This window comes from Priestia megaterium, assembly GCF_041941685.1.
GTDB lineage: Bacteria > Bacillota > Bacilli > Bacillales > Bacillaceae_H > Priestia > Priestia megaterium_C.
Genome location: NZ_CP130958.1, coordinates 4,912,758 through 4,935,696, shown reverse-complemented (window position 1 = coordinate 4,935,696; position 22,939 = coordinate 4,912,758). Strand labels below are relative to the sequence as shown.

Below are 22,939 nucleotides of genomic sequence, written 5' to 3'. Positions count from 1 at the left end.
AAACTCTAAATGTTCTGAATTTATTAGATTATCTTCTCTGTAAAAGACTAATCATTCGGATATCAAGAGAAAATTTAACAAAAAGTGATAAAAAATCACTGATTGCTATGTCCCTTGATACAAAAGGTTTTTTTGTGTATGAGCTATGAGAATATTATTCTTTTTTTATATGAAAACACTCAAACTTTTTTGACAATATCCTAAACATTCAGATATATTAACCATAGTACTATATCTGCTTGCATACAAACCTTGAAAAACAAAGGATTGTGAATGTGGAAATTAAGAAAGGAGTTTAAATGGAAGATGAAAATAATTGTGAGTTCTTAGCAAAATAATAAAAAAAGTCGATTTAAATTATTTTAATATAATTATATAAACGTAATTTCTCCCCTTCGCATTGGTATTTATAATCCAACTATTTATATTTTATTCTAAAAAATCTATTTTTAGGTTTAATTGTATGCTGGTAGGAAAAAGGAATAGAGGACAAGTTTGTCTTTAGATTTCTTTATCAATTTAAAGGATGTGAGACGATGCAAAATGCTAAAAAGCCATTTCGTTCAGACACACAACAAGCCAGGCCTGAAAAGTCGAATGAGACTTCTGACTTTTCAGGGAAATCAAACAGGAACAACCGTCTACTAACCCCCTTATGGACAACTATTATAGGATTTTCCATCTTTATGGTTGTCGCATTTATCTATTCTCTCTATAATCCAGATCTCTATTGGCCAGGCCTCATTTTAATGTTCATTATGTATGGTGTTATTTATTTTATTGGTGCTCGAGCCGCTGCAAGTAAAAAAGGAAAATCAGATGATATGCTTGTTGCAGGAAGATCTATGCCGCTATGGATTTCAATGTTCACAATGACCGCCACTTGGGTGGGTGGAGGGTATATTGCTGGAACGGCGGAAACCGTTTATTCCTCAGGGCTGACATGGACTCAAGCGCCATGGTGTTATTCAATCAGCTTGATTTTAGGCGGTATCTTTTTTGCTAGAAAGATGAGAAGGTTTGAGTTTATGACAATGCTCGATCCTCTAGAATCTCGTTTCGGTAAGAAAATGGCTACGGTTCTTTATTTTCCAGCTATACTGGGAGAGCTGTTTTGGAGCGCAGCTATCTTAACTGCTTTAGGAACAACATTCGGTGTGATTTTAGGCCTCAGTTTTTCAATTTCCATCATTCTTTCCGCACTTATTGCCATTGCATACACCGTGATTGGCGGCCTGTGGGCAGTAGCACATACCGATATCTTACAGCTTTCTATTATGTTTTTAGGACTATTTCTGGTGCTTCCCTTTGCATTTTCGAATACGGGAGGGGTGGGAGCCGTTTTTTCTACGTATTCAGAAGGCATGACTGGTTCTCTTCATTTATTTCCTCCATTAAAAGGCTGGGAAGATCCGAAATGGGGAAATACATATTGGCAATGGTGGGATAGCACATTTTTACTTATTTTTGGTGGTATTCCATGGCAAATCTATTTTCAGCGCGTGTTATCTGCTAAAAATGAAAAAGCAGCAATGTGGCTATCTATTACAGCCGGCATCTTTTGCGCGTTAGCGGCCTTGCCTCCAACTTTAATAGGAATGATAGGTTACAGTGCAGACTGGTCTTCATTTGGAGCGTCAAGCCCTGAGAGCGCGTCCATGATTTTAACGTATGTATTTAAATACCTAACGCCTGATTTAGTAGGAGCGATTGCGCTTGGAGGACTAGCTGCTGCCGTCATGGCTGCAGTAGCGGCTTCGTTGCTTTCAGCTTCGGGGATGGCAGCCTGGAACGTGTATCGTCCGATTGTAAAACCAAATGCGACACAGGCACAGTTAGATAAAGTTATTAAACGTTCTATCATTATCATTGGAACGGGAGCAACTCTAATTGCTTTAAACTCTGAGAGTGTCTACTCTTTATGGTATTTATCAGGGGACCTAGTGTATTGTATACTTTTTCCGCAGTTGGTTTGTGCTTTATTCTTTAAAGGAGCTAACTGGTACGGATCTTTGGCTGGGTTTATTGTGTCTCTTGTTCTTCGAATAGGTGGAGGAGAACCGCTGCTTCATTTAAAAGCGCTGCTTCCGTATCCGATGATTGAAGACGGAGTGGTCATGTTTCCGTTTCGTACATTTGCGATGGTAGGCGGGTTGTTAACTATTTTTATCGTTTCTTACGCGACGCGACATATTTGCCCTCCTCAGCCGCTTCGAAATCTTCATCGTGACATATCGGTTGAGAAATAATCAAAAGCAAAATAAAAAAGCCGCATCTGCGGCTTTTTTATTTTGCAATATTTTCTGACTCGGAAAATTGATCATCAGGTCGCTTGTTGTTTGTTTTTTTGATGAACGAGTATGAAAGAAGAACCACAGCGGTTAATCCTAGAGTTAAGAAAAACTGTGAGCGCATCGAATCAATAAATGCCATTGATAAGAAGATCACGGTAATAACAGCAATTGTTACGTATGTTAAATACGGGAACAACCACATTTTCATCCCTTTAATTGGCTGGTTGGCTCGATTCATTTTCTTACGCAGGCGTAAATGAGAAATAGCGATAGCTAAGTACACAATAAGAGCAATGGCTCCTGATGCATTAACTAAGAATAAAAAGAGTTTATCCGGCGAAACGAAGCTAAAGATAGCACATACATATGCGGCAGCTGTGCTAATCCATACAGCTCTTGCCGGCACGCCTGATTTGCTTACTTTTGCTAAAGCGCGAGGAGCTTGTCCTTTTTGAGCCAATGATAAAATCATTCGTGAGTTCGTATACAAAGCAGAGTTCAAGCAAGACAAAACGGATACTAATACGACTAAATTCATAATTTGTGCAGCTGCTGGAATATTGACCATTTCTAACATTGTTACATATGGACTTTTTAGTAAAACAGCTGAGTTCCAAGGTAAAAGAGTTACTAAAATAGCAACTGAACCAATATAGAAAATTAAAATTCGCCATACGACACTGCGAATAGCAGTTGTGATAGCTTTTGCTGGATTTTCTGATTCACTAGCTGCAATAGCCGCAATTTCAGCTCCAAAATAAGAGAAAATAACGGTAATAACTCCTAAAAAGATAGAGTTCGTACCTTTTGGCATAAAGCCTCCGTGGCCCGTTAAATTAGCTAGACCAGGTGAGGATGTACCTGGGATCAATCCGAAAATAATAGCTAAACCGATTCCCATAAAAGCAACGATTGCCACAATTTTAATCATAGCAAACCAATATTCAAATTCTCCAAATGATTTGACAGAGAACAAGTTTGTTAAAGTTAATGCAAAGGTTAAGATTAAGCTTAAAAGCCAAATTGGTACGGAAGGGAGCCATTCATGAACAATTGATCCTCCTGCAGTGGCTTCAATCGCAATTACAATTAGCCAGAAAAACCAGTAAAGCCATCCAATAGCATAACCTGCCCACGCGCCAATTCCTTGCTGAGCATATGTTGCGAATGAGCCTTTATCTGGGTTTACCATAGCCATTTCACCGAGCATACGCATCAATAGAACGACTAGCAGTCCGGCTGCTGCATATGAAACTACTGCTGCTGGGCCTGTTGCGTTAATAACGGATCCGCTTCCTACAAACAAGCCGGCTCCGATAATACCTGCAATGGAAATCATGGAAACGTGACGTTGCTTTAACTTTCCGTGTGATTCTGTTTTGTTTCCCATCGTATTCACTCCTTTAAAATTATCGAAATACTATTAGAAAATAAAGTAAATTCTGAAAATATAAATAGAAATTCCTCCCCTTACCTTTATAATAAGCAAGAAGTGTGCCAATTATCAAATTCCTATAAAAATCAACTTTAAGTTACTAAAATTGACGCATTCCAAGTCAAAAAAGACTCATTTTATTCACCATAGACTTATTCGCCATTTGGGATGTCTGGTATATACGTACATTTTATACAAGTTTTCGACAACTATCTTATATATCTTGTATGATAAAAGAGAAATCGGTATTATATTCCAAGAAGAATATTTGAGAGGGTGCGTGTGTTTGAGAAAATTTATAGCTGTTATTTTTCTATTTATTATCCTTTTAGTTGGGTTGTATTTTTTCGTTAGTCCAGTCAGAAATATTGAAGAACTTGATCAGACTGCTTCATTATCTTCACTGGCACAAGAAAAGTCCGCTCATGCGACGTCGCTAGAACTGAACGGAGGTTCTCCTATTTTAGGATACCGATTAAGCGAGAGCGATGTTAATGATTATTTGCGCAGCTACCTTTACGAAAATGATGAAACGGTTGACGGAGCAGAAGCCGAGTTGCTTCCGGAACATATAAAATTTTATATTAATAAACATGTAGTATCTTTTATGGAATCACAGTTTGTAGTTGACGTAACACCAAATGCCGAAAATGGAAAGCTTGTTTTAAAGGTGAATAGCGTGCATTTAGGAAGAATGCCGATTCCGATGTCTCTTGTATGGGATCGCTTAAATATTGATAAGGCTGCTGATGTCACGGTCGATAAAGAAATGAATGAAATTACTCTGCTCAATAATTTGCCAGATTCCATTTCGTTTGAGCAAGCAGATACAACGGATGAATATATAAATTTATCTGCCTCTGTAACCATTGATTCGTTACGAGATATTATAAATCTAGCACCATATCTTATTCCTAAGGATATTCAAAGAAATTTATCCCAGAAACTGAACTTGTTTGGCCAATAATAAAAAGCTCACTTATTGTAGAAAAATAAGTGAGCTTTTTCTATCTTGCACCATTTGACCTATGAAAAAAATAACTGTTTTACCGATACAAAATAGAGAAGTGTTGAACCTATAAACGAATAGGGTGATTCAAAAAAATATACTCATATTTTATGGCTAACAGTTGATGAATAGATGAATAAAAAAACGGTGGTGATGGTAAGTGGTAAGAGTAAGTGGGTTAGCAAGCGGAATGGATATTGATCAAATTGTCAGTGATTTAATGAAGGCTGAACGTATGCCTATTGATAAAATGAAAAAACAAAAACAAACGTTAGAGGGGCAGCGAGATGATTATCGCTCTATGAACTTGCTGTTATCAGAATTTAATAATCTCGCTTTTAATATGACCTTGCAGTCTTCTTATTCGTCTAAAACGGAATCTTCATCGGATGAAATGAAAGTAAAAGCGGCAGCTACTTCCTCAGCAGGTAACGCGTCTTATACACTTTCAAACGTGACAATGGCGACTGCTGCGCAAAATATCAGTAGTGGAAAAATTTCAGAAGTCTCTTCAGAAGGCACTATTGACCCTGCTAAAAGTTTATGGGAGCAAAAAACCTTGCTTGGCAGTGCGTGGAGTGGAAAAGAGGTCAAGCAACCTGATATTACAATAAGTGCTGATACAAAGACTGCCAAGTTATCCAAAGGAGCTATTTTTGAGGGAAGTCTGCCTTCTGCTATTCAAGTGGAAAATGGAGAATCTTCTCAAGAATTTAATATAAAAACTACAGGCGATCCTACTTTAATAGGAGAGAATGATGTATTCGTTAATATGAATACGGGCGAAATGACATTCGGTTCCACATTAGCAAACGGTAGCACTGTTCAAGGTTTTACGTATAAGCAAAATGTCCTCCAGTTTTCTATTACAACGTATGACAGCAGTGGAAAAGCAACAGGAGATAATGCAGACGGCAGTATGTCGTTTGAATTTGATGGTTCAGCGTCATTAAATACTGTTTTGACCCAACTTAGTAATTCAAAAGTAGGTATTTCAGCCTTTTACGATGAAGGAACAGATAAAGTTGTCTTTACTCGCAAAGACACAGAAGATTTGTCAAAAGCCGGTGGTGCAGGCGGTCAAAAGATGGTGTTTTCAGGAGCGTTTTTAACAAATTTCTTAAAATTAGATACTCAAAAAGAAACCGGCGGAACAGACGCAAAATTTACGCTAAACGGTCTAGAAACAACTCGTAAGTCCAATACATTTACAACGGGAGGCGTTACCTATACCCTTCAAAACAATTTCACAGGAGACATCCGCGTTAATGTAAGCAATGATACGCAGAAAGTATTTGATACAATTAAAGATTTTGTGACCAAATACAATGAACTGATTGAAAAGATTAACGGAAAGATTACGGAAGAAAGAGACCGGAACTATCAGCCTTTGACTGATGAAGAAAGAGAAAAACTAACGGATAAACAAGCTGAACAGTGGGATGAAAAGGCGAAAAGCGGTTTGTTAAAAGGAGACTCAATTTTATCCAGCGGGCTAAATCAAATGCGTTCTAACTGGTATGCCTCTGTATCAGGAGTGAGCGGAGCATTTTCGCAGCTAACCGACATTGGTATTTCAACTAGCGCAAACTATAGCGATCGAGGCAAGCTAGTCATAGAAGGCGACGGAACTAAATTAAAAGAAGTAATTGAAAAAGATCCGCAGTCTGTGATGGATTTATTTATGAAAAATGGGAGTACAACAAGTGAAAAAGGGATTGTACGACGTTTACGAGATACGATTACTCAAACCGTATCCAAAGTTGAGCAGCGCGCTGGCCGTTCAACATGGACAAGTGAACAATTTTTGCTTGGGCGGAATTTAAAAAGCGTAAATAGCCAAATCACTAGTTTTGAAAGCAGGCTCACACAAGTAGAGGACCGGTGTTATCGTCAGTTTACAGCAATGGAAAAAGCCATTCAAAATGCAAATGCTCAAAGCGCGCAGTTATCGCAATATTTTAGTTAAGAAGGAGTGAACGTTTATGGCAGCAAATAATCCATATCAAGCGTATCAGCAAGGAGCTGTTCAGACTGCTTTTCCAGGAGAGTTAACGCTTATACTGTATAACGGGTGTTTAAAATTTATCAAACTTGCACGAACAGGCATACAGGAAAAAAATATTGAGCTGAAAAATACGAATCTGTTAAAAGCACAAAATATTATTCAAGAATTAATGATTACCCTTGATACAAACGTGCAAGTTGCTAAGTCTATGATGGCTATGTATGACTACATTAACCAGTGTTTAATTGAAGCAAATACAAAAAATGACACAGCAAGCTTGGATGAAGCCGAACAATATGTAACAGAATTCCGCGATACATGGAAGCAAGTTGTGCAGCTTCACCGCCAGCAAGTCCATGGAAGCGGCGGTCAAGCATAAATATGATTAACGACCTATATCAGCTAACTGATGAGATTTATCGGCTTATTCAAACATTTTCTGACAAAAATCGAGAAGAAGGCATTCAAAAGTTAGAGTATCTTCTATTAAAAAGGCGTGACCTCATAGAGAAACTGCCGCCAAAAAAATAGGGATAATGAATCGATGGGTAAGAAAATTGTCGAAATGAATAAGGAAATTGATCCAAAGCTCATCTTAATTCGGCATCAAATTATGGTAGATCTCCGTTTACTAAAAGCAAAAAAAAAGCATAGTAACAGCTATGTAAACCCTTACGAAATGAAAACGTTTGATGGGATGTTTTACGATAAAAAAATTAATTCTGCGTAAAAAAATACAACCCTTCTTCTTATGAAGAAGGTCTATTTTTTTGGTTTTTTCATAAACTTTTCTCAGGTTCCATAAATTTTCACTAAATTTTCAAAAAATTTTAATAGTTTAGGAAGGGATTGTGTCGGGTATTGTAGAATTGTAGAGGTATAGCAATGGATTAAAGGAGGAGTTCGAACATGATGTATAACATTCGCGGTGAAAACATTGAGGTGACTCCAGCAATTAGGGAATACGTAGAGAAAAAGCTTGGTAAGTTAGAGCGTTATTTCGACGAAACACCAACTGCTGACGTAAATGTAAACTTAAAAGTCTACAATAACGATCAAAAAATAGAAGTCACAATCCCAATGAATGATCTCGTATTGAGAGCTGAAGAGACACACAGTGATTTATACGCAGCTGTCGATCTTGTCCTAGATAAATTAGAGCGTCAAATTCGTAAACATAAAACAAAAGTAAATCGAAAAATGCGTGAAAAAGGCGCTGAGAAGTATCTGTTCGCAGCATTAGAAAGCGAAGCAAACGTAGCAGTTGCAACTGAAGAAGATGAATTAGAGCTAGTTCGTACAAAACGATTTAACTTAAAGCCAATGGATAGTGAAGAGGCTATTTTGCAAATGAATATGTTAGGACATAGTTTCTTTGTATTTACAAACGCTGAGACCAACATTACAAACGTTGTATATCGAAGAAAAGATGGACGATATGGATTGATTGAACCAAACTAAGATTATAGGCTCTCTTAAACAAGAGCAGTAAAGTAAAAGCAGCGTGCCTCCGCACGCTGCTTTTTAGCTGCTTAAAAAAATAGTTCCATCACTACATAGCGTGTAGAAGATTTGGTGAATACACGTGCCGTTTTTTTCATGTTGAACGCCTGATAAAAAGAGACTTTATTTTCTCGTGCGTTACACCAGATCTTTCGTACCCCAAGGTTCTTAGCTTTGAGAAAAACCTCCTCTAGTAGACGGCTGCCATACCCTTTTCCTTGTTCTTCTTTGAAAGTAGCAAATTTTCGAAATTGAGCTTCATCACCTGTTATAAATAAGGAAACAACTGATTTTAACTCTCCTTCTTCAAACAGTCCATAGTGAATGCCTGATGGATCATCTTTCAGTTGAATATAACTGAACTCTTTATCAGGCCACATGACAGTATGACGGACTTCCCAAGCTTGTTCTTTTGTAATCGATTGAACGTTCATTCTACATTCCCCTTTTTTATTGTAAGAGTGAGGCAGGGGAAATCACAATAGAAAATAACTCGTTAATAGAGTAGTACTCGTAAAGAGACAGACGAAAAAGGGTACAAGTTGCTACTTGTTTAGCTGCAATGTTACAATTTTACTCAGAATGTTTTATAATGAAAGATACAGATATGAATGAAAATAGTATAAAATGTACTGATTATAAATAGAGGAGCGTTTTAATATGCTTGGATTATTTAAAAAAGTGTTTGACGGCAATCAGCGCCAAATAGGCCGTTTAGAAAAAATGGCGGACCAAATTGATGCGTTAGGTCCTGAAATAGCGTCTTTAACGGACGATCAGCTTCGTGAAAAAACAGCTGAATTTCAACAACGCTACCAAAATGGCGAATCGCTCGATAACCTATTAGATGAAGCTTTTGCGGTTGTACGTGAAGCAGCGAAACGTGTGTTAGGCATGTATCCGTACAAAGTTCAGCTAATGGGGGGTATTTCTCTGCATGAAGGGAATATCTCGGAAATGAAAACGGGTGAAGGTAAAACGTTGACAGCTACTATGCCTGTATACTTAAACGCTATTACAGGAAAAGGTGTACATGTAGTAACAGTCAATGAATACTTAGCGAGCCGTGATGCTAGTGAAATGGGTCGTTTATACGAATTCTTAGGTTTGAAAGTAGGATTAAACTTAAACCATTTAACGCGTGAAGAAAAGCAAGAAGCATATGCAGCCGATATTACGTATAGTACAAATAATGAACTCGGATTTGACTATTTACGTGATAACATGGTGCTGTACAAAGAACAAATGGTTCAACGTCCGCTTCATTTTGCTGTAATCGATGAAGTTGACTCTATCTTAATTGATGAAGCACGTACGCCGCTTATTATATCCGGCAGCGCAGAGAAATCGACTGCTCTTTATATTCAAGCTAATGCATTCGTTCGCACGCTTGATAAAGAAAACGATTTTACTTTTGATATCAAAACAAAAAGCGTTCAGCTAACCGAAGAAGGTATGTCAAAAGCAGAGCGCGCATTTGGCATTGAAAACTTATTTGATATTTCACACGTAGCGCTAAACCATCACATCAACCAAGCGCTTAAAGCACATGTAACGATGCAAAATGATGTGGATTATGTAATTGATGAAGATCAGGTCGTAATCGTTGACCAATTTACTGGTCGTTTAATGAAAGGAAGACGTTTTAGCGACGGCTTGCATCAAGCTATCGAAGCTAAAGAGAACGTTGAGATTCAAAATGAAAGCATGACGTTAGCTACAATTACATTCCAAAACTACTTCCGTATGTATGAAAAATTATCAGGTATGACGGGTACAGCTAAAACGGAAGAGGAAGAATTCCGTAATATCTACAACATGCACGTTGTTGTTATTCCGACAAACAAGCCAATTTCACGTGATGATAAAGCAGATTTAATTTATAAGTCAATGGAAGGCAAGTTTAATGCGGTAGTAGAAGATATTGCCGAGCGCCACGCAAAAGGACAGCCTGTTCTTGTTGGTACAGTTGCGATCGAAACATCTGAAGTTTTATCAGCTTTATTAAAGAAAAAAGGCATTCGTCATCACGTGTTAAATGCAAAACAGCATGAGCGTGAAGCGGATATTATTGAAAATGCAGGTCACAAAGGTGCGGTAACAATCGCAACAAATATGGCCGGTCGTGGTACGGATATCAAACTAGGTGAAGGTGTCGTTGAAGCTGGCGGTCTTGCTGTAATTGGTACAGAACGTCATGAATCACGCCGTATTGATAATCAGCTTCGCGGACGTGCTGGACGTCAAGGGGATCCAGGGGTATCTCAATTCTATCTATCCATGGAAGATGAATTAATGCGCCGATTTGGTTCAGATAATATGATGGCAATGATGGATCGCCTTGGTATGGATGACTCACAGCCAATTCAAAGTAAAATTGTAACAAGAGCTGTTGAATCCGCTCAAAAACGCGTTGAAGGTAATAACTTCGATGCGCGTAAACAATTGCTTCAATATGATGACGTGCTTCGTCAACAGCGTGAAGTTATTTACAAACAGCGCTTTGAAGTGCTTGATTCAGACAACCTGCGTGCGATTGTAGAACGTATGATTGAATCAACGCTACAGCGTGTGGTTGAAGTAAACACACCGCGTGAAGAATTAGAAGAAGAATGGAATTTACAAGCGATTATTGATTACGTAAATGCTAATGTTCTTGAGGAAGGTGAAGTCACAGAAGAAGATCTTCGCCGTAAAGAGCCTGAAGAAATGGTAGAACTGCTGGTAGATCATGCAAAAGCTCGTTATAATGAAAAAGAAGAGCAGCTCCCTGAAGAACAAATGCGTGAATTTGAAAAAGTTGTCGTTCTTAGAGCAGTTGATTCTAAATGGATGGATCATATTGATACGATGGATCAGCTTCGCCAAGGTATCCACCTTCGTGCGTACGGCCAAACAGATCCTCTTCGCGAATACCAAATGGAAGGTTTTGCGATGTTTGAAAATATGATTGCAACCATTGAAGAAGAAGTGACGAAGTATATCATGAAAGCAGAAATTAACAACAACCTTGAGCGTCAAGAGGTAGCGCAAGGTCAGGCGGCTGTTCATCCAAAAGAAGGAGACGCGCCGGCTAAGAAGAAGCCAAAAGTAAATGCGATAGAAGTTGGCCGAAATGATCCTTGTATCTGCGGAAGTGGCAAAAAGTATAAAAACTGCTGCGGTAAAGAATCATAAAGTAAGAGTCAATTAGTATAGAATGAACTAGTACAGGAAGGAAATGAGTCTTCTCATTTCCTTCCTGTGCGTCAAAAATAAAATAGAGGTGTTCAACTCATGGATTTAGTAGAAATTAAGCAAGAACTTGACAAAACAGCTAAGCGATTAGCGGACTTTAGGGGGTCTCTTTGACCTCGATACAAAACAAGCTCGTATCGATGAATTAGATGAGACTATGGCTGATCCAAATTTTTGGAATGACCAGCAGGCAGCTCAGACTGTTATTAATGAAGCCAATGGTTTGAAAGATGCAGTAAATCAATTTAACCACTTGGATGAAACATATGAAAATTTACAAGTGTCTTATGAACTTGTAAAAGAAGAATACGATGAAGATTTAGCAGAAGAACTAGTTAGTGAATTAAAAGAGCTTATATCAGGCATGAATGACTTTGAATTACAGCTGCTTTTAAGCGAGCCGTATGATAAAAATAATGCCATTTTAGAACTGCACCCAGGTGCTGGTGGAACAGAATCACAGGATTGGGGTTCAATGTTACTACGTATGTATACGCGCTGGGCGGAGAAAAAAGGTTTCAAAGTAGAAACTCTTGATTACTTACCTGGAGATGAAGCTGGTATTAAAAGTGTAACGCTTTTAATTAAAGGTCATAATGCGTACGGGTATTTAAAAGCTGAAAAAGGCGTTCATCGTCTCGTTCGTATTTCTCCGTTTGATTCATCAGGCCGTCGTCATACGTCATTCGTATCGTGCGACATAATGCCGGAATTTAACGATGAAATTTCAATTGATATTCGTACGGAAGATTTGAAGGTTGATACGTATCGTGCAAGCGGTGCCGGAGGTCAGCATATCAATACAACAGATTCAGCTGTTCGTATTACTCACCTCCCAACTAATGTAGTCGTATCTTGTCAGACGGAACGTTCACAAATTAAAAACCGTGAGCAAGCAATGAAGATGTTAAAATCTAAGCTGTATCAATTAGAAATTGAAAAGCAGCAAGAACAGCTAGCTGAAATTCGCGGAGAACAAAAAGATATTGGGTGGGGAAGTCAAATTCGTTCTTACGTATTCCATCCGTATTCATTAGTAAAAGATCACCGCACAAATACGGAAGTCGGAAACACACAAAGTGTAATGGATGGAGATCTAGATCCGTTTATCGATGCGTATTTACGTTCTCATATTTAATCAAAAGGCAGCGTACCTAAGTATGCTGCCTTTTTTTAGTTGTTGGGACTTTGTAAAATTTGGATGAAGAAAAACGAGCGTAAAGAACTATTGTTAAAAAGAAAATTAAGAAAATGCAGAAATTTAAAGGTTACTGTCGTCAGTTCGCTTATTTTGTCAATGAAATAAAATGGTTAAAAATACCTGTTTTGCGGTAAGTGCTTCTTTACAATCCTTTATACCCCTTTTACAAACAGTGTTTATAATTTGAGCTAAATCATGAGGAAGGGGTATGTGCAGTGGAAAATAAATCGTTAAACGAATTAATAGAGCAAGTGAAACAGAATAGTTTTTCTTCGAGTAAAGGGTTTGATAGACGGCGTTTTTTACAAGGAGCTGGAAAAGTAGCGGGAGTATCACTTGGCTTAACAATTGCTCAGTCTATTAGTTTAAATGCAGTAGAAGTTTCAGCTGCAGCGCCTAAATTTTCAAGTTATCCGTTCACTCTAGGCGTAGCATCAGGAGATCCTTTAGCAGATAGTATTGTTCTTTGGACAAGATTAGCACCAGACCCGTTGAATGGAGGGGGAATGCCTAATCAACCTATTCCAGTAAAATGGGAGCTTAGTGAAGATGAAGACTTTCATCGAATTGTCAAACGAGGAACAGAAGTGGCTAGACCTGAACTTGCTCATTCGGTTCACGTTGATGTAAAAGGATTGAAGCCGAGTCATATTTATTATTATCGATTTAAAAGCGGCCATGAGTTAAGCCCGGTTGGAAAAACAAAAACACTTCCTTCAGCAAATGCAGAAGTAGCCAGCATGACGTTTGCATTTGCTTCGTGTCAGCAATATGAACATGGGTACTTTACAGCCTATGAGCATATGGTTAAAGAACAATTAGATTTTGTCGTTCATTTGGGTGATTACATCTATGAATATGGACCAAACGAGTACGTGGCTGCAAGCGGAAATGTTCGTACTCACAGCAGCGCAGAAATTCAAACGCTGCAAGACTATCGAAACAGGCATGCTCAGTACAGGTCAGATGCCAATTTGAAGTCTGCTCATGCTGCTTTTCCATGGATTGTGACGTGGGATGATCATGAAGTAGAAAACAATTATGCAAATGTAATTCCTGAAAAAGGCCAATCAGTAGAAGTATTTATTCAACGCCGCGCGGCAGCTTATCAAGCTTATTACGAACATATGCCTTTGCGTCAAACATCCTTGCCCCACGGAGCGGATATGAGATTATATCGTGACTTTTCATATGGAAAACTAGCTTCTTTTCAAGTGTTGGATACGCGTCAATACAGAGAAGATCAAGCAAACGGAGACGGAACAAAGCCGCAAACGCCAGAATCTCTTGATCCCAAACGTACGCTATTGGGGAATGAACAAGAAAAATGGCTGTTTACTAATCTTGAAAAGTCAGCGTGTCACTGGAACGTACTGGCTCAACAAATTTTCTTTGCGCCAAGAAAATTTGGAACGGCTGCTAAGCCTACATACAGTATGGATGCATGGGATGGGTATACGGCGAATCGTCAGCGCGTCATTGATTTTATTGAAAAGAAAAAGTTGGACAACGTCATTGTACTAACTGGAGATGTACACGCTAACTGGGCTTCTAATTTACACACGGATTTTGCCAATCTTAATTCTAGAATTATTGGTGCAGAGTTCGTCGGCACCTCCATCACTTCCGGAGGGAACGGAGCAGATAAAAGAGCAGACACGGATAAAATTTTAAGTCAAAATCCACACCTCACATTCTTTAATGATTACAGAGGATATGTAAGGTGTACGGTAACTCCTGATATATGGCAAGCTGATTATCGCGTTATGCCTTTTGTAACAGAGCCTGGTGCAGAAATTTCAACTCGAGCTTCCTTTCAATATAAAAAAAATGGCAAAGGTATGACGGAAGTTGAAGTAAATAACGTGCCGCGTGGACTAAAGATTTCTAAGGCAGTAGAGGAAGATCGTATGCGGGCACACGGGAAAGCACATGAAAAACAAGAGTTGAAAAAGAAAGAAAAAGTCCAGCAGTAAACTGAGTAAGGAAAAGGAGGTCAAGTATGTTTTCTAATATTGGAATCCCTGGTTTGGTTATTATTTTAGTCATTGCCTTAATAATTTTTGGACCGTCTAAGCTGCCGGAAGTTGGACGAGCATTTGGACGAACATTAACTGAATTTAAAGGAGCAGCAAAAGGGCTCGTATCAGATGATGAAAGTGTTAAAGAAAAGCAGACCGCAACCGTTTCTGAACAAAAAGGGAATGAATCCACATCGTAAGTAAGGAAATAGACGAGGAAACTCGTCTATTTCTACTTGTCAGAAAGGAGAGAAAGACAATGGGAGAAATGAGCTTGATGGAGCACCTTGAAGAATTGCGTGTTCGTATTATTAAAACACTTTGTGCATTTGTAGTTTTACTTATTGTCAGTTTTGTATTTGTACAAGATATTTATCAGTGGCTAGTGAAAGATTTGGACGGCAAGCTTGCGGTACTTGGACCAAGTGAAATCGTATGGATTTATATGGTGATTGCATTTGTTTTTGCGCTGGCCTTTACACTTCCAATAGCTGCTTATCAAGTATTTCGGTTTGTTTCACCTGGGTTAAAAAAGGAAGAATATAAGGTTTTGATTACCTTCATTCCATTCTTTTTTCTTTTGTTTGTAAGCGGGCTGGGGTTCGGTTATTTTGTTTTATTTCCAATGATTTTAGCATTTTTAACGGGCTTGTCGAATGATCAGTTTTCACTGATGTTTACGGCGGAGCATTATTTCCGTTTTATGCTTAATCTGTGTTTACCGTTTGGGTTTTTATTTGAAATGCCTTTAGTTGTTCTATTCTTAACGCGCTTAGGGGTGCTAAACCCTTTAAGATTAGCTAAAGCAAGGAAGCTCTCTTATTTTGCTTTAATTGTGATATCCGTACTTATTACTCCTCCTGATTTTATTTCGGATATTTTAGTCATTGTCCCGCTTCTGCTTTTATATGAGCTCAGTGTGACAATTTCACGCGTAGTATACAAAAAACGTTTAGGAAACGAATCAATTGCTTAATCGTATACATAAGTGTGATGAGAGAATTCATGAAATTGAAACAAAGTCCTTGTAAACAGAGTGTTTTAAACATTCTGGAGTAGGTTATAATAGAGTGAAAACTCTACAGCAAGGGGGAGAAGGCTTGAAAAAAGTATTACTGACGTTAACAATCGGTCTAGCGCTTGTTTTGTCCGCGTGCGGCGGAGGAAGCTCTAAAAATGAATCTGCTGATGAATCTTCAGCGAGTGCAGAAGACATTGTGAAGAAAAACTGTACAGGCTGTCACGGAGTAGATTTAGGAGGAGCGAATGGGCCGAGCTTGCAGCATGTAGGGAGCAAGCACTCAGAAGCTGAAATTGAAAACATTATTAACAATGGTCAAGGCGGTATGCCAAAAGGACTAATTAATGAAGAAGATGCCAAAAAAGTTGCTGCTTGGCTGGCAAAGAAAAAATAAGACGGATATCCGTCTTATTTTTGTGTTAAAACTGCTTTAATTCTTGGTTTAAGACAATGGCCTGCTGTTGAGCCTTGACATCTTTCGCTATATCTCCAGGTGCATTTGCTTCTCCAATAATGTACCCGCTAAAGGAAGAACCAATAAAATCGACAATGTATTGAAATTGCATAATAAGAGGAAGGGCCTTTACAGATGCGCCTGTGCCTCCTACTACTAATACATAAACGCGCTTGTTTTTCATTTGTTCTTTAAAATTAATGGTTGAATCTCGGAGGCTTTCAGACCAACGATCCACAAAGTTCTTCATCAATCCGCTCATACCGTACCAATAGAGAGGTGTAACAAATAGAATAGTATCGTGTGCTGCCATTTTTTTCGCTATATTATAATAATCATCTTGTTGATTGGTAAACCCAAGTTCATCGTGACGCATATCAGTAATGGGGTTAATGGTATGCCGGCGCAAGTAAACTTCTTCGGTATTAATATCTTTTAAGACTGCTTTAGCTAATTCCTCCGTATTTCCGTTTTCTCGTGAACTTCCATAAATGGTGATCATGTTATCTCTCCTCAGCGTTTTTCTTATTTATCATACCTTGTTTGTAAAAAAAGTAGACATGAATGTGCTTTTTCTAACGATATTCGTAAAAAAATGCACAGCAAAAAACAACAGAATTAAAAATAAGGATAAATTCTCATACCCTGCTAAAAATATCCTACTTATGTCATATTTGAAATAAAAATGTAATATTTTTGAGGCTTATTTTCACGAAGAGTGATGTTATAATGAGAAAGCGCGTGAGAAGAGTCGAATTTTTGGTTTGAATTGTAGAGTTTTGTCGTATTTTGACAAGTTTTACATAGTATTAAAATAACACACTTGATTAGGTGATTACTTATGATTGAAATGCAAAATGTATATAAAACGTATCCGAACGGTGTAAAAGCAATCAATGGCATTAGCATCAAGATTAATCAAGGTGAGTTTGCTTATATCGTAGGACCAAGTGGAGCAGGAAAATCCACTTTTATTAAAATGATGTATCGTGAAGAAAAGCCTTCTTCAGGAAATATCATTGTAAACGGTGCAAATGTAGCAAAAATAAAAGATAGCAGAGTTCCTATCTTTAGACGTCATATTGGTGTAGTCTTTCAAGATTTCAAGCTGCTTCCAAAATTAACGGTCTATGAAAATATTGCTTTTGCACTAGAAGTAATTGAGCAAAGTCCCGAAGAAATTAAAAAGCGAGTGCTAGAGGTGCTAGAGCTTGTTAAGTTAAAGGGTAAAATGGATTCTTTCCCTGATGAACTATCTGGAGGAGAGCAGCAGCGTGTGTCTATTGCGCGTTCAATTGTGAATAGTCCTAAGGTTGTCATCGCCGACGAACCGACAGGGAATCTTGATCCGGAGACTTCGTGGGAAATCATGGATATCTTTGAGGAGATTAATAAACGCGGTACGACTATTTTAATGGCAACGCATAACCGTGAAATTGTAAATACAATTCGAAAGCGCGTAATTGCGATTGAAAATGGAAATGTTGTGCGCGATGAAGTAAGAGGTGAATACGGATATGAAGGCTAGGACATTCGGTCGCCACTTACGTGAAGGATCTAAAAGTTTAGGAAGAAACGGCTGGATGACATTCGCATCTGCAAGTGCTGTTACCGTGACGCTCTTGCTTGTAGGCGTATTTTTTATGTTGATGATGAATTTAAACCACATTGCTAAATTGATTGAAAATGATGTGGAAATTCGTGTTCACGTTGATGCTGCAGCGACAGCAGATGATCGAAAAGCAATGAAAGAAAAGCTAGATGCAATTAAGCAAGTTGATACGGTGACGTTTTCTTCTAAAGATAAAGAGTTAAAAGATTTAATTAATAGTATGGGTGATGAAGGACAAGCTTTTGAACCGTTTGAACAGCAAAACCCATTAAATGATGTATTTGTTGTTAAAACAAAAGAGCCGACTGATGTCGCAAAAGTAGCTAAACAAATTGAGAAATATCCGTATGTAGCAAAAGTTCAATACGGACAAGATCAAGTTGAAAAGTTATTTAAAGTGCTGAAAGTAGCTCGTAATATCGGAGTAGTGCTGATTTTAGGGCTTCTATTTACAGCAATGTTCCTAATTTCAAATACAATTAAAATTACGATTGTAGCTCGCCGTGAAGAGATTGAAATTATGCGCTTAGTTGGAGCCACAAACTCCTTTATTCGCTGGCCGTTCTTTATTGAAGGTCTGTTTTTAGGAGTGCTTGGTTCTATTGTGCCAATTGCAGTTATTATCGGTGTGTACAGCGTTTTATATAATGAAGTTCAACCTAAGTTTGATGGATTCTTTGAACTTTTACCTGCCTTTCCATTCGTGCTTCAAGTGTCGCTATTATTACTAGTGATCGGCGGTCTAATTGGGATGTGGGGAAGTACATTATCCATCCGTAAGTTCTTGCGAAAATAAGAATAGATTTTTAACATAATAGATTACAACAACCTCACATTTGATGTTTATCAAATGTGAGGTTGTTGTGTAATTACACATAAAAATAGAAAAAAGTGCTAATGGGGGTCTTGCTAATGCCCGTTTATACGGGGAAATATGTGCAGATGGGGAGAAACAAATGACACGTAAGACATTAGTAATGACAGCAGCAGTTTTAGCCGGATTAAGTGCGGCTTGGATAGGTAATGAAAAAATTGCTTATGCGGAAAGTGCCAGCACTACTAAACTCGGTGATTTAGAGAAAAAAAGTGATGATGTGAACCAAAATATTAATCAAAATAAAGAGAAATTAAAAGAGGTTCAAGAAAAGCAAAAAAACGAAGACGCTGAGATTGCGCGCTTGGATTCAGAAGTCGGACAAACGAATGCAGATATCCGCAGTCGTGAATCTGAAGTAGAAAAAGCAAAGCAAGACATCGAAAAGCTGAAAAGCGAGATTGACGTTGTAAAAAAACGAATTGAAAAACGAAATGAGCTATTAAAAAAACGTGCTCGTGCTTTACAAGAAAATGGCGGGTCTGTGGATTACATAGATGTACTGCTAGGCTCTGAAAGCTTCGGAGACTTTATTAGCAGAGTGAGTGCGGTTTCGACAATTGTAGGGGCTGACCGTGATTTGTTAATGCAGCATGAAGCCGATAAAAAGGCAAAAGAAGAGAAAGAAACAAAAGTTCAAAACAAGCTAACGGAAGTAAATCAAGCACTTGAAGAACTTAAAAATCTTCGTGCGCAGCTGCAAAAACAAGTGGATGAAAAGAATCAGCTCATGCAAACGCTCAAAGATCAGGAAAAAGAATTTAATGAAGAAGCCGTTGGATTAGAAGAGCAAGCTTCTATTTTAGCTGATCAAAAAAATGCAGTACAAGCTCAACAGCAAGAAATTGAAAAAGCCGGGGCAACAGAGGAGGCACCCCCTGTTACAAGCGGGTCGTTTACGAGGCCGGCAAAGGGCCCGGTAACATCTCATTTTGGGTATCGAGAAACGTTTGGAAGAGGACACTACGGTATTGATATTGGAAAGCGAGGAGAAAGTGTGCCAGTTGTAGCCGCAGCAAGCGGAAAGGTAATTAGAGCATATCATTCTTCTTCTTTTGGTAATGCCGTATTTATTCGTCACAATGTAGAAGGTCAGACGTGGGTTACAGTTTATGCTCATTTAGAGAGCTACAGCGTCTCAAGCGGTCAATCTATCAATAAAGGTCAACAATTAGGTTATATAGGGAACACAGGACGTTCGTTTGGTGCTCACCTGCATTTTGAATTGCATAAAGGCGATTGGAAAGGCAAAAGTTCCGCTGTAAACCCTGAAAGTTATATTAAATTTTAAGTTCCTAGCATACGTGGTACAAGCTCAACATATAGTTTAACAAAAAGGCATCGCACTTGATTTGTGTGGTGCCTTTTGCTACAAATAACACATGCATCCTTTTTATTACATAGTTTTGGTTGTATCTATTATAATAAGAAGAGATGGCTTAAGGTTGAGGAGGATGAAAGAACTTGAATCGGAAAATCGTTGCACTATTAATGGCACTCTCCTTAGTTGTTGGAGCAGCAGGTACATATTTTGGCATTCAGTATGCAAATGCTGGAACGGTCAGTACCCCCTTACAACTTCTTCAAATGATAGTAAAGTGGAAAAGGAAGAGCTAGACAAAATCAAGCAAGCTTATGAACTGATATCTTCAAAATATTACAAAGATGTAGATGACAAAAAATTATTAGATGGCGCAATCCAAGGAATGGTACAAACCTTAGGAGACCCTCACTCATCTTACATGGATAAGAAAACGGCACAGCAATTCACGCAGTCTCTTGATTCATCGTTTGAGGGAATTGGCGCTGAAGTAAGCATGGTAGATGGAAAAGTAACAATCGTAGCTCCGTTTAAACAATCTCCTGCGGAAAAAGCAGGATTAAAACCAAATGATCAGATTTTAAAGATCGATGGTAAAAGTATCGCGGGTCTGGAATTGAATGAAGCAGTATTAAAAATTCGCGGTAAAAAAGGCTCTACCGTGACATTAGATGTTCAACGACCAGGCGTGAAAGAAACGATGAAAGTAAAAGTTGTAAGAGATGAGATTCCAATTGAAACCGTCTATTCTTCTGTTAAAAATGTAAATAATAAAAAAATTGGCTACATGGAAATTACGTCATTCTCTGAATCAACGGGAGACGAATTTACGAAACAGTTGAAAAAACTTGAAAATAAAAATATTGATGGCTTAGTTCTAGACGTTCGGGGAAATCCTGGTGGCTATTTAACGAGCGTTGAAAAAATGCTTGATAAATTAGTAACGAATAAAAAGCCATATATCCAAATTGAAGATCGTAACGGTGAACGTCAAAAAGTGGTTTCTTCAATGAAAAAGAAAAAGGATTATCCAATTGTGGCCTTGATTGATGGAGGAAGTGCATCCGCTTCTGAAATTCTTGCCGGGGCATTAAAAGAAGCAGGAGGATACAAGCTAGTCGGTGAAAAATCCTATGGAAAAGGAACGGTTCAACAAGCTGTTCCAATGGAAGACGGCAGTAATTTAAAATTAACGTTTTATAAATGGCTAACGCCTGATGGAAACTGGATTAACGAAAAAGGTATAAAACCAACAGTAGAAGTCAAGCAGCCGGATTATTATTATGCAAATCCAATTCAAGTTGATAAAAAGCCATTAACACGTGATATGACAGGTGACCAAGTGAAGAATGCTCAAGTGATGCTAAAAGGCCTTGGCTTTGAACCTGGACGTACAGACGGATATTTTAGTAAAGAGACAGAAACAGCTGTAACTGCATTCCAAAAAGCCAATAAGCAAAAAGCTACAGGTGAAATCGATGAAGATACAGCAGCGCTTTTACAAACAAAACTTCTAGAAAAAATTAAATCAAAAGATGAAGATCGTCAGCTTCAAACGGCTTTAAAGCTAGCTAGTCAATAAGAAGTAGAAAAAGTTCCGTGCTTTTCCAAAGCGCGGAACTTTTTTAGTAAAAACAACATTGTCGGTTAGTGATGCATTTTGATAAAATAAAGAAGCCTATGATACATAACAATCAATCGTAAATGTTGTAATAAAAATGTGAAAAATACAGGTGGTGAAAAAATGGATTTTGCATTAGAGCTCTTAAAAGGTATCGGGCGTTTGTTTTTACATCCGTTAACTTATTTATTTCTGCTCGTCTCGTTTTTTGTAGGTCTTTCTCGCGTCAAGAGAGAGCGTCAGAATTTTCATGTTCGCGTGTTTGATTTTATTTTAGAAGCAAAATATTTATTTTTTCCAGGTATCATTATTGGGTTGATTTTATCCGTTGTTACCGTGTTGCTAGGTGTCTATGTATCTATAGGAATGATTGTACTTGTAGCTGTTTTAACTTTTATCATAAGCGGCCCTTGGACGTTTAAATGGCTTTCTCCTTCTTACACCGTAGGACTGGCTGTGCTTGCAACCTTGGTTATTCCGGCATCTGGTTTCGGTGAAGGATTTATTCAAACTTGGTCTGTGCAAGCTCATAACGCAGATTTACCTTCTCTGACTATTTTAATGTCTCTGCTTGTATTAGCAGAAGGATATTTAATTTGGAAATTTGGAGCAAAAGGTACGTCTCCAGCCATTGTGAAAAGTAAAAGAGGGCAGGAAATTGGGGCTCATTACTCTCAAAAATTATGGGTTGTCCCGCTTTTTGTCTTAATTCCAGGCAACGCCATTACGTCTGTGTTTCCATGGTGGCCTGTGTTATCTATTGACGGAACATCATTTAGCCTGTTTTTTGTTCCTTTTGCTATCGGTTTTTATCAGCGAATTCAAAGTATGGTGCCGTTTAAATCTATTGAATTTACCGGTAAGCGTGTATTAGCATTAGGCGTGGGATTAACGATTATTACGATTGCTGCTATTTTTTATCCTCTTGCCGCTGTAGCTGTTGTTATTCTAGCGATCATAGGAAGAGAGTGGATTCGTTTGCAGCAGCGTCGAAGCGATGAAAAAGCGCCCGCGCTGTTTACTAAGCGTACACAAGGTTTGGTTGTATTAGGAATCATCCCTCATTCTCCGGCAGAGAAAATGGGTTTGAAAGTAGGAGAAGTGATTATTAAGGTAAATGGAATCGCTGTATCTGAAGTCCATAAATTTTATGAAGCATTACAAGTTAATAACCGTGCTTTTTGTAAGCTAGAAGTTATTGACGAAAATGGAGAAGTTCGCTTTACTCAGCGAGCATTGTATGACAACGAACATCATGAACTAGGTATTTTGTTTGTACACAATTATACAAAACGTGATTCACAAGCTGGTTAAAAGACGGATAAAAA

Annotated in this window: 19 protein-coding genes and 1 pseudogene; 17 read left to right on the top strand and 3 right to left on the bottom strand. The window is 38.2% G+C overall.

Going from position 1 to position 22,939, the window contains the following annotated elements; genetic code table 11:
• Positions 1-536 precede the first annotated feature (536 nt).
• On the top strand, positions 537-2,249 hold the full coding sequence (locus tag Q5794_RS26175; RefSeq protein WP_215054828.1) for a sodium:solute symporter family protein: 1,713 nt from the start codon (positions 537-539) through the stop codon (positions 2,247-2,249).
• A gap of 37 nt (positions 2,250-2,286) precedes the next feature.
• Here the strand turns inward: Q5794_RS26175 and Q5794_RS26170 are convergent, their stop codons facing one another.
• Positions 2,287-3,684, bottom strand: a complete 1,398-nt coding sequence (locus Q5794_RS26170; protein ID WP_374988558.1) for an amino acid permease — start codon at positions 3,682-3,684, stop codon at positions 2,287-2,289.
• Between the two features lie 331 nt (positions 3,685-4,015).
• Here Q5794_RS26170 and Q5794_RS26165 point away from each other — a divergent pair, with 331 nt between their 5' ends.
• From Q5794_RS26165 to hpf, 5 genes are all read left to right on the top strand, one after another.
• Positions 4,016-4,696, top strand: a complete 681-nt coding sequence (locus tag Q5794_RS26165) for a YpmS family protein (protein WP_215054826.1) — start codon at positions 4,016-4,018, stop codon at positions 4,694-4,696.
• A 202-nt stretch (positions 4,697-4,898) separates the two neighbouring features.
• The gene (locus tag Q5794_RS26160) at positions 4,899-6,707 is read left to right on the top strand and encodes a flagellar hook-associated protein 2 (protein ID WP_374988557.1); all 1,809 of its coding nucleotides are present in this window, start codon (positions 4,899-4,901) and stop codon (positions 6,705-6,707) included.
• Between the two features lie 16 nt (positions 6,708-6,723).
• On the top strand, positions 6,724-7,125 hold the full coding sequence (fliS, locus tag Q5794_RS26155; protein WP_215054824.1) for a flagellar export chaperone FliS: 402 nt from the start codon (positions 6,724-6,726) through the stop codon (positions 7,123-7,125).
• Between the two features lie 165 nt (positions 7,126-7,290).
• The gene (locus tag Q5794_RS26150) at positions 7,291-7,476 is read left to right on the top strand and encodes a hypothetical protein (protein WP_374988556.1); all 186 of its coding nucleotides are present in this window, start codon (positions 7,291-7,293) and stop codon (positions 7,474-7,476) included.
• Between the two features lie 179 nt (positions 7,477-7,655).
• Positions 7,656-8,207, top strand: a complete 552-nt coding sequence (gene hpf / locus Q5794_RS26145; RefSeq protein WP_013059750.1) for a ribosome hibernation-promoting factor, HPF/YfiA family — start codon at positions 7,656-7,658, stop codon at positions 8,205-8,207.
• 71 nt (positions 8,208-8,278) lie between these two features.
• Here the strand turns inward: hpf and Q5794_RS26140 are convergent, their stop codons facing one another.
• A complete protein-coding gene (locus tag Q5794_RS26140; protein ID WP_215054822.1) occupies positions 8,279-8,683 on the bottom strand; it encodes a GNAT family N-acetyltransferase in 405 nt (134 codons plus the stop codon).
• Positions 8,684-8,909: 226 nt separating this feature from the next.
• Between Q5794_RS26140 and secA the strand changes: the two genes are divergently transcribed.
• From secA to cccB, 6 genes are all read left to right on the top strand, one after another.
• Positions 8,910-11,426, top strand: coding sequence for a preprotein translocase subunit SecA (secA, locus tag Q5794_RS26135; RefSeq protein WP_374988555.1), 2,517 nt, complete (start codon positions 8,910-8,912; stop codon positions 11,424-11,426).
• A 99-nt stretch (positions 11,427-11,525) separates the two neighbouring features.
• Positions 11,526-12,624, top strand: a protein-coding gene (prfB, locus tag Q5794_RS26130) for a peptide chain release factor 2 (RefSeq protein WP_115655064.1) whose coding sequence is annotated in 2 segments (ribosomal slippage) — positions 11,526-11,588 and positions 11,590-12,624 — 1,098 coding nt in all. Because the reading frame shifts where the segments join, the coding sequence is not laid out codon by codon here.
• Between the two features lie 305 nt (positions 12,625-12,929).
• Positions 12,930-14,663, top strand: coding sequence for an alkaline phosphatase D family protein (locus Q5794_RS26125; RefSeq protein WP_374989251.1), 1,734 nt, complete (start codon positions 12,930-12,932; stop codon positions 14,661-14,663).
• Positions 14,664-14,689: 26 nt separating this feature from the next.
• A complete protein-coding gene (locus Q5794_RS26120; RefSeq protein WP_016765885.1) occupies positions 14,690-14,908 on the top strand; it encodes a twin-arginine translocase TatA/TatE family subunit in 219 nt (72 codons plus the stop codon).
• Positions 14,909-14,967: 59 nt separating this feature from the next.
• Positions 14,968-15,684 (top strand): twin-arginine translocase subunit TatC, encoded by a 717-nt coding sequence (gene tatC / locus Q5794_RS26115; RefSeq protein WP_374988554.1) that lies wholly within the window; start codon positions 14,968-14,970, stop codon positions 15,682-15,684.
• 124 nt (positions 15,685-15,808) lie between these two features.
• On the top strand, positions 15,809-16,123 hold the full coding sequence (cccB, locus tag Q5794_RS26110) for a cytochrome c551 (protein WP_215054819.1): 315 nt from the start codon (positions 15,809-15,811) through the stop codon (positions 16,121-16,123).
• Between the two features lie 25 nt (positions 16,124-16,148).
• Here cccB and Q5794_RS26105 read toward each other — a convergent pair whose 3' ends face one another.
• Positions 16,149-16,685, bottom strand: coding sequence for a flavodoxin family protein (locus Q5794_RS26105; RefSeq protein WP_215054818.1), 537 nt, complete (start codon positions 16,683-16,685; stop codon positions 16,149-16,151).
• Between the two features lie 339 nt (positions 16,686-17,024).
• Between Q5794_RS26105 and ftsE the strand changes: the two genes are divergently transcribed.
• The 5 genes and pseudogenes from ftsE to Q5794_RS26080 all read left to right on the top strand — a co-directional run bounded on the left by ftsE (position 17,025) and on the right by Q5794_RS26080 (position 22,925).
• On the top strand, positions 17,025-17,711 hold the full coding sequence (ftsE, locus tag Q5794_RS26100; protein WP_013085414.1) for a cell division ATP-binding protein FtsE: 687 nt from the start codon (positions 17,025-17,027) through the stop codon (positions 17,709-17,711).
• The gene (gene ftsX, locus Q5794_RS26095; RefSeq protein WP_215054817.1) at positions 17,701-18,591 is read left to right on the top strand and encodes a permease-like cell division protein FtsX; all 891 of its coding nucleotides are present in this window, start codon (positions 17,701-17,703) and stop codon (positions 18,589-18,591) included. Before ftsE ends, ftsX begins: the two co-directional genes overlap by 11 nt.
• Before the next feature lie 160 nt (positions 18,592-18,751).
• Complete coding sequence (locus Q5794_RS26090; RefSeq protein WP_192997113.1) at positions 18,752-19,960, top strand: murein hydrolase activator EnvC; 1,209 nt, start codon at positions 18,752-18,754, stop codon at positions 19,958-19,960.
• A 173-nt stretch (positions 19,961-20,133) separates the two neighbouring features.
• A pseudogene (locus Q5794_RS26085) lies at positions 20,134-21,572 on the top strand (S41 family peptidase).
• Positions 21,573-21,734: 162 nt separating this feature from the next.
• Positions 21,735-22,925, top strand: coding sequence for a PDZ domain-containing protein (locus tag Q5794_RS26080; RefSeq protein WP_192997114.1), 1,191 nt, complete (start codon positions 21,735-21,737; stop codon positions 22,923-22,925).
• Positions 22,926-22,939: the final 14 nt, after the last annotated feature.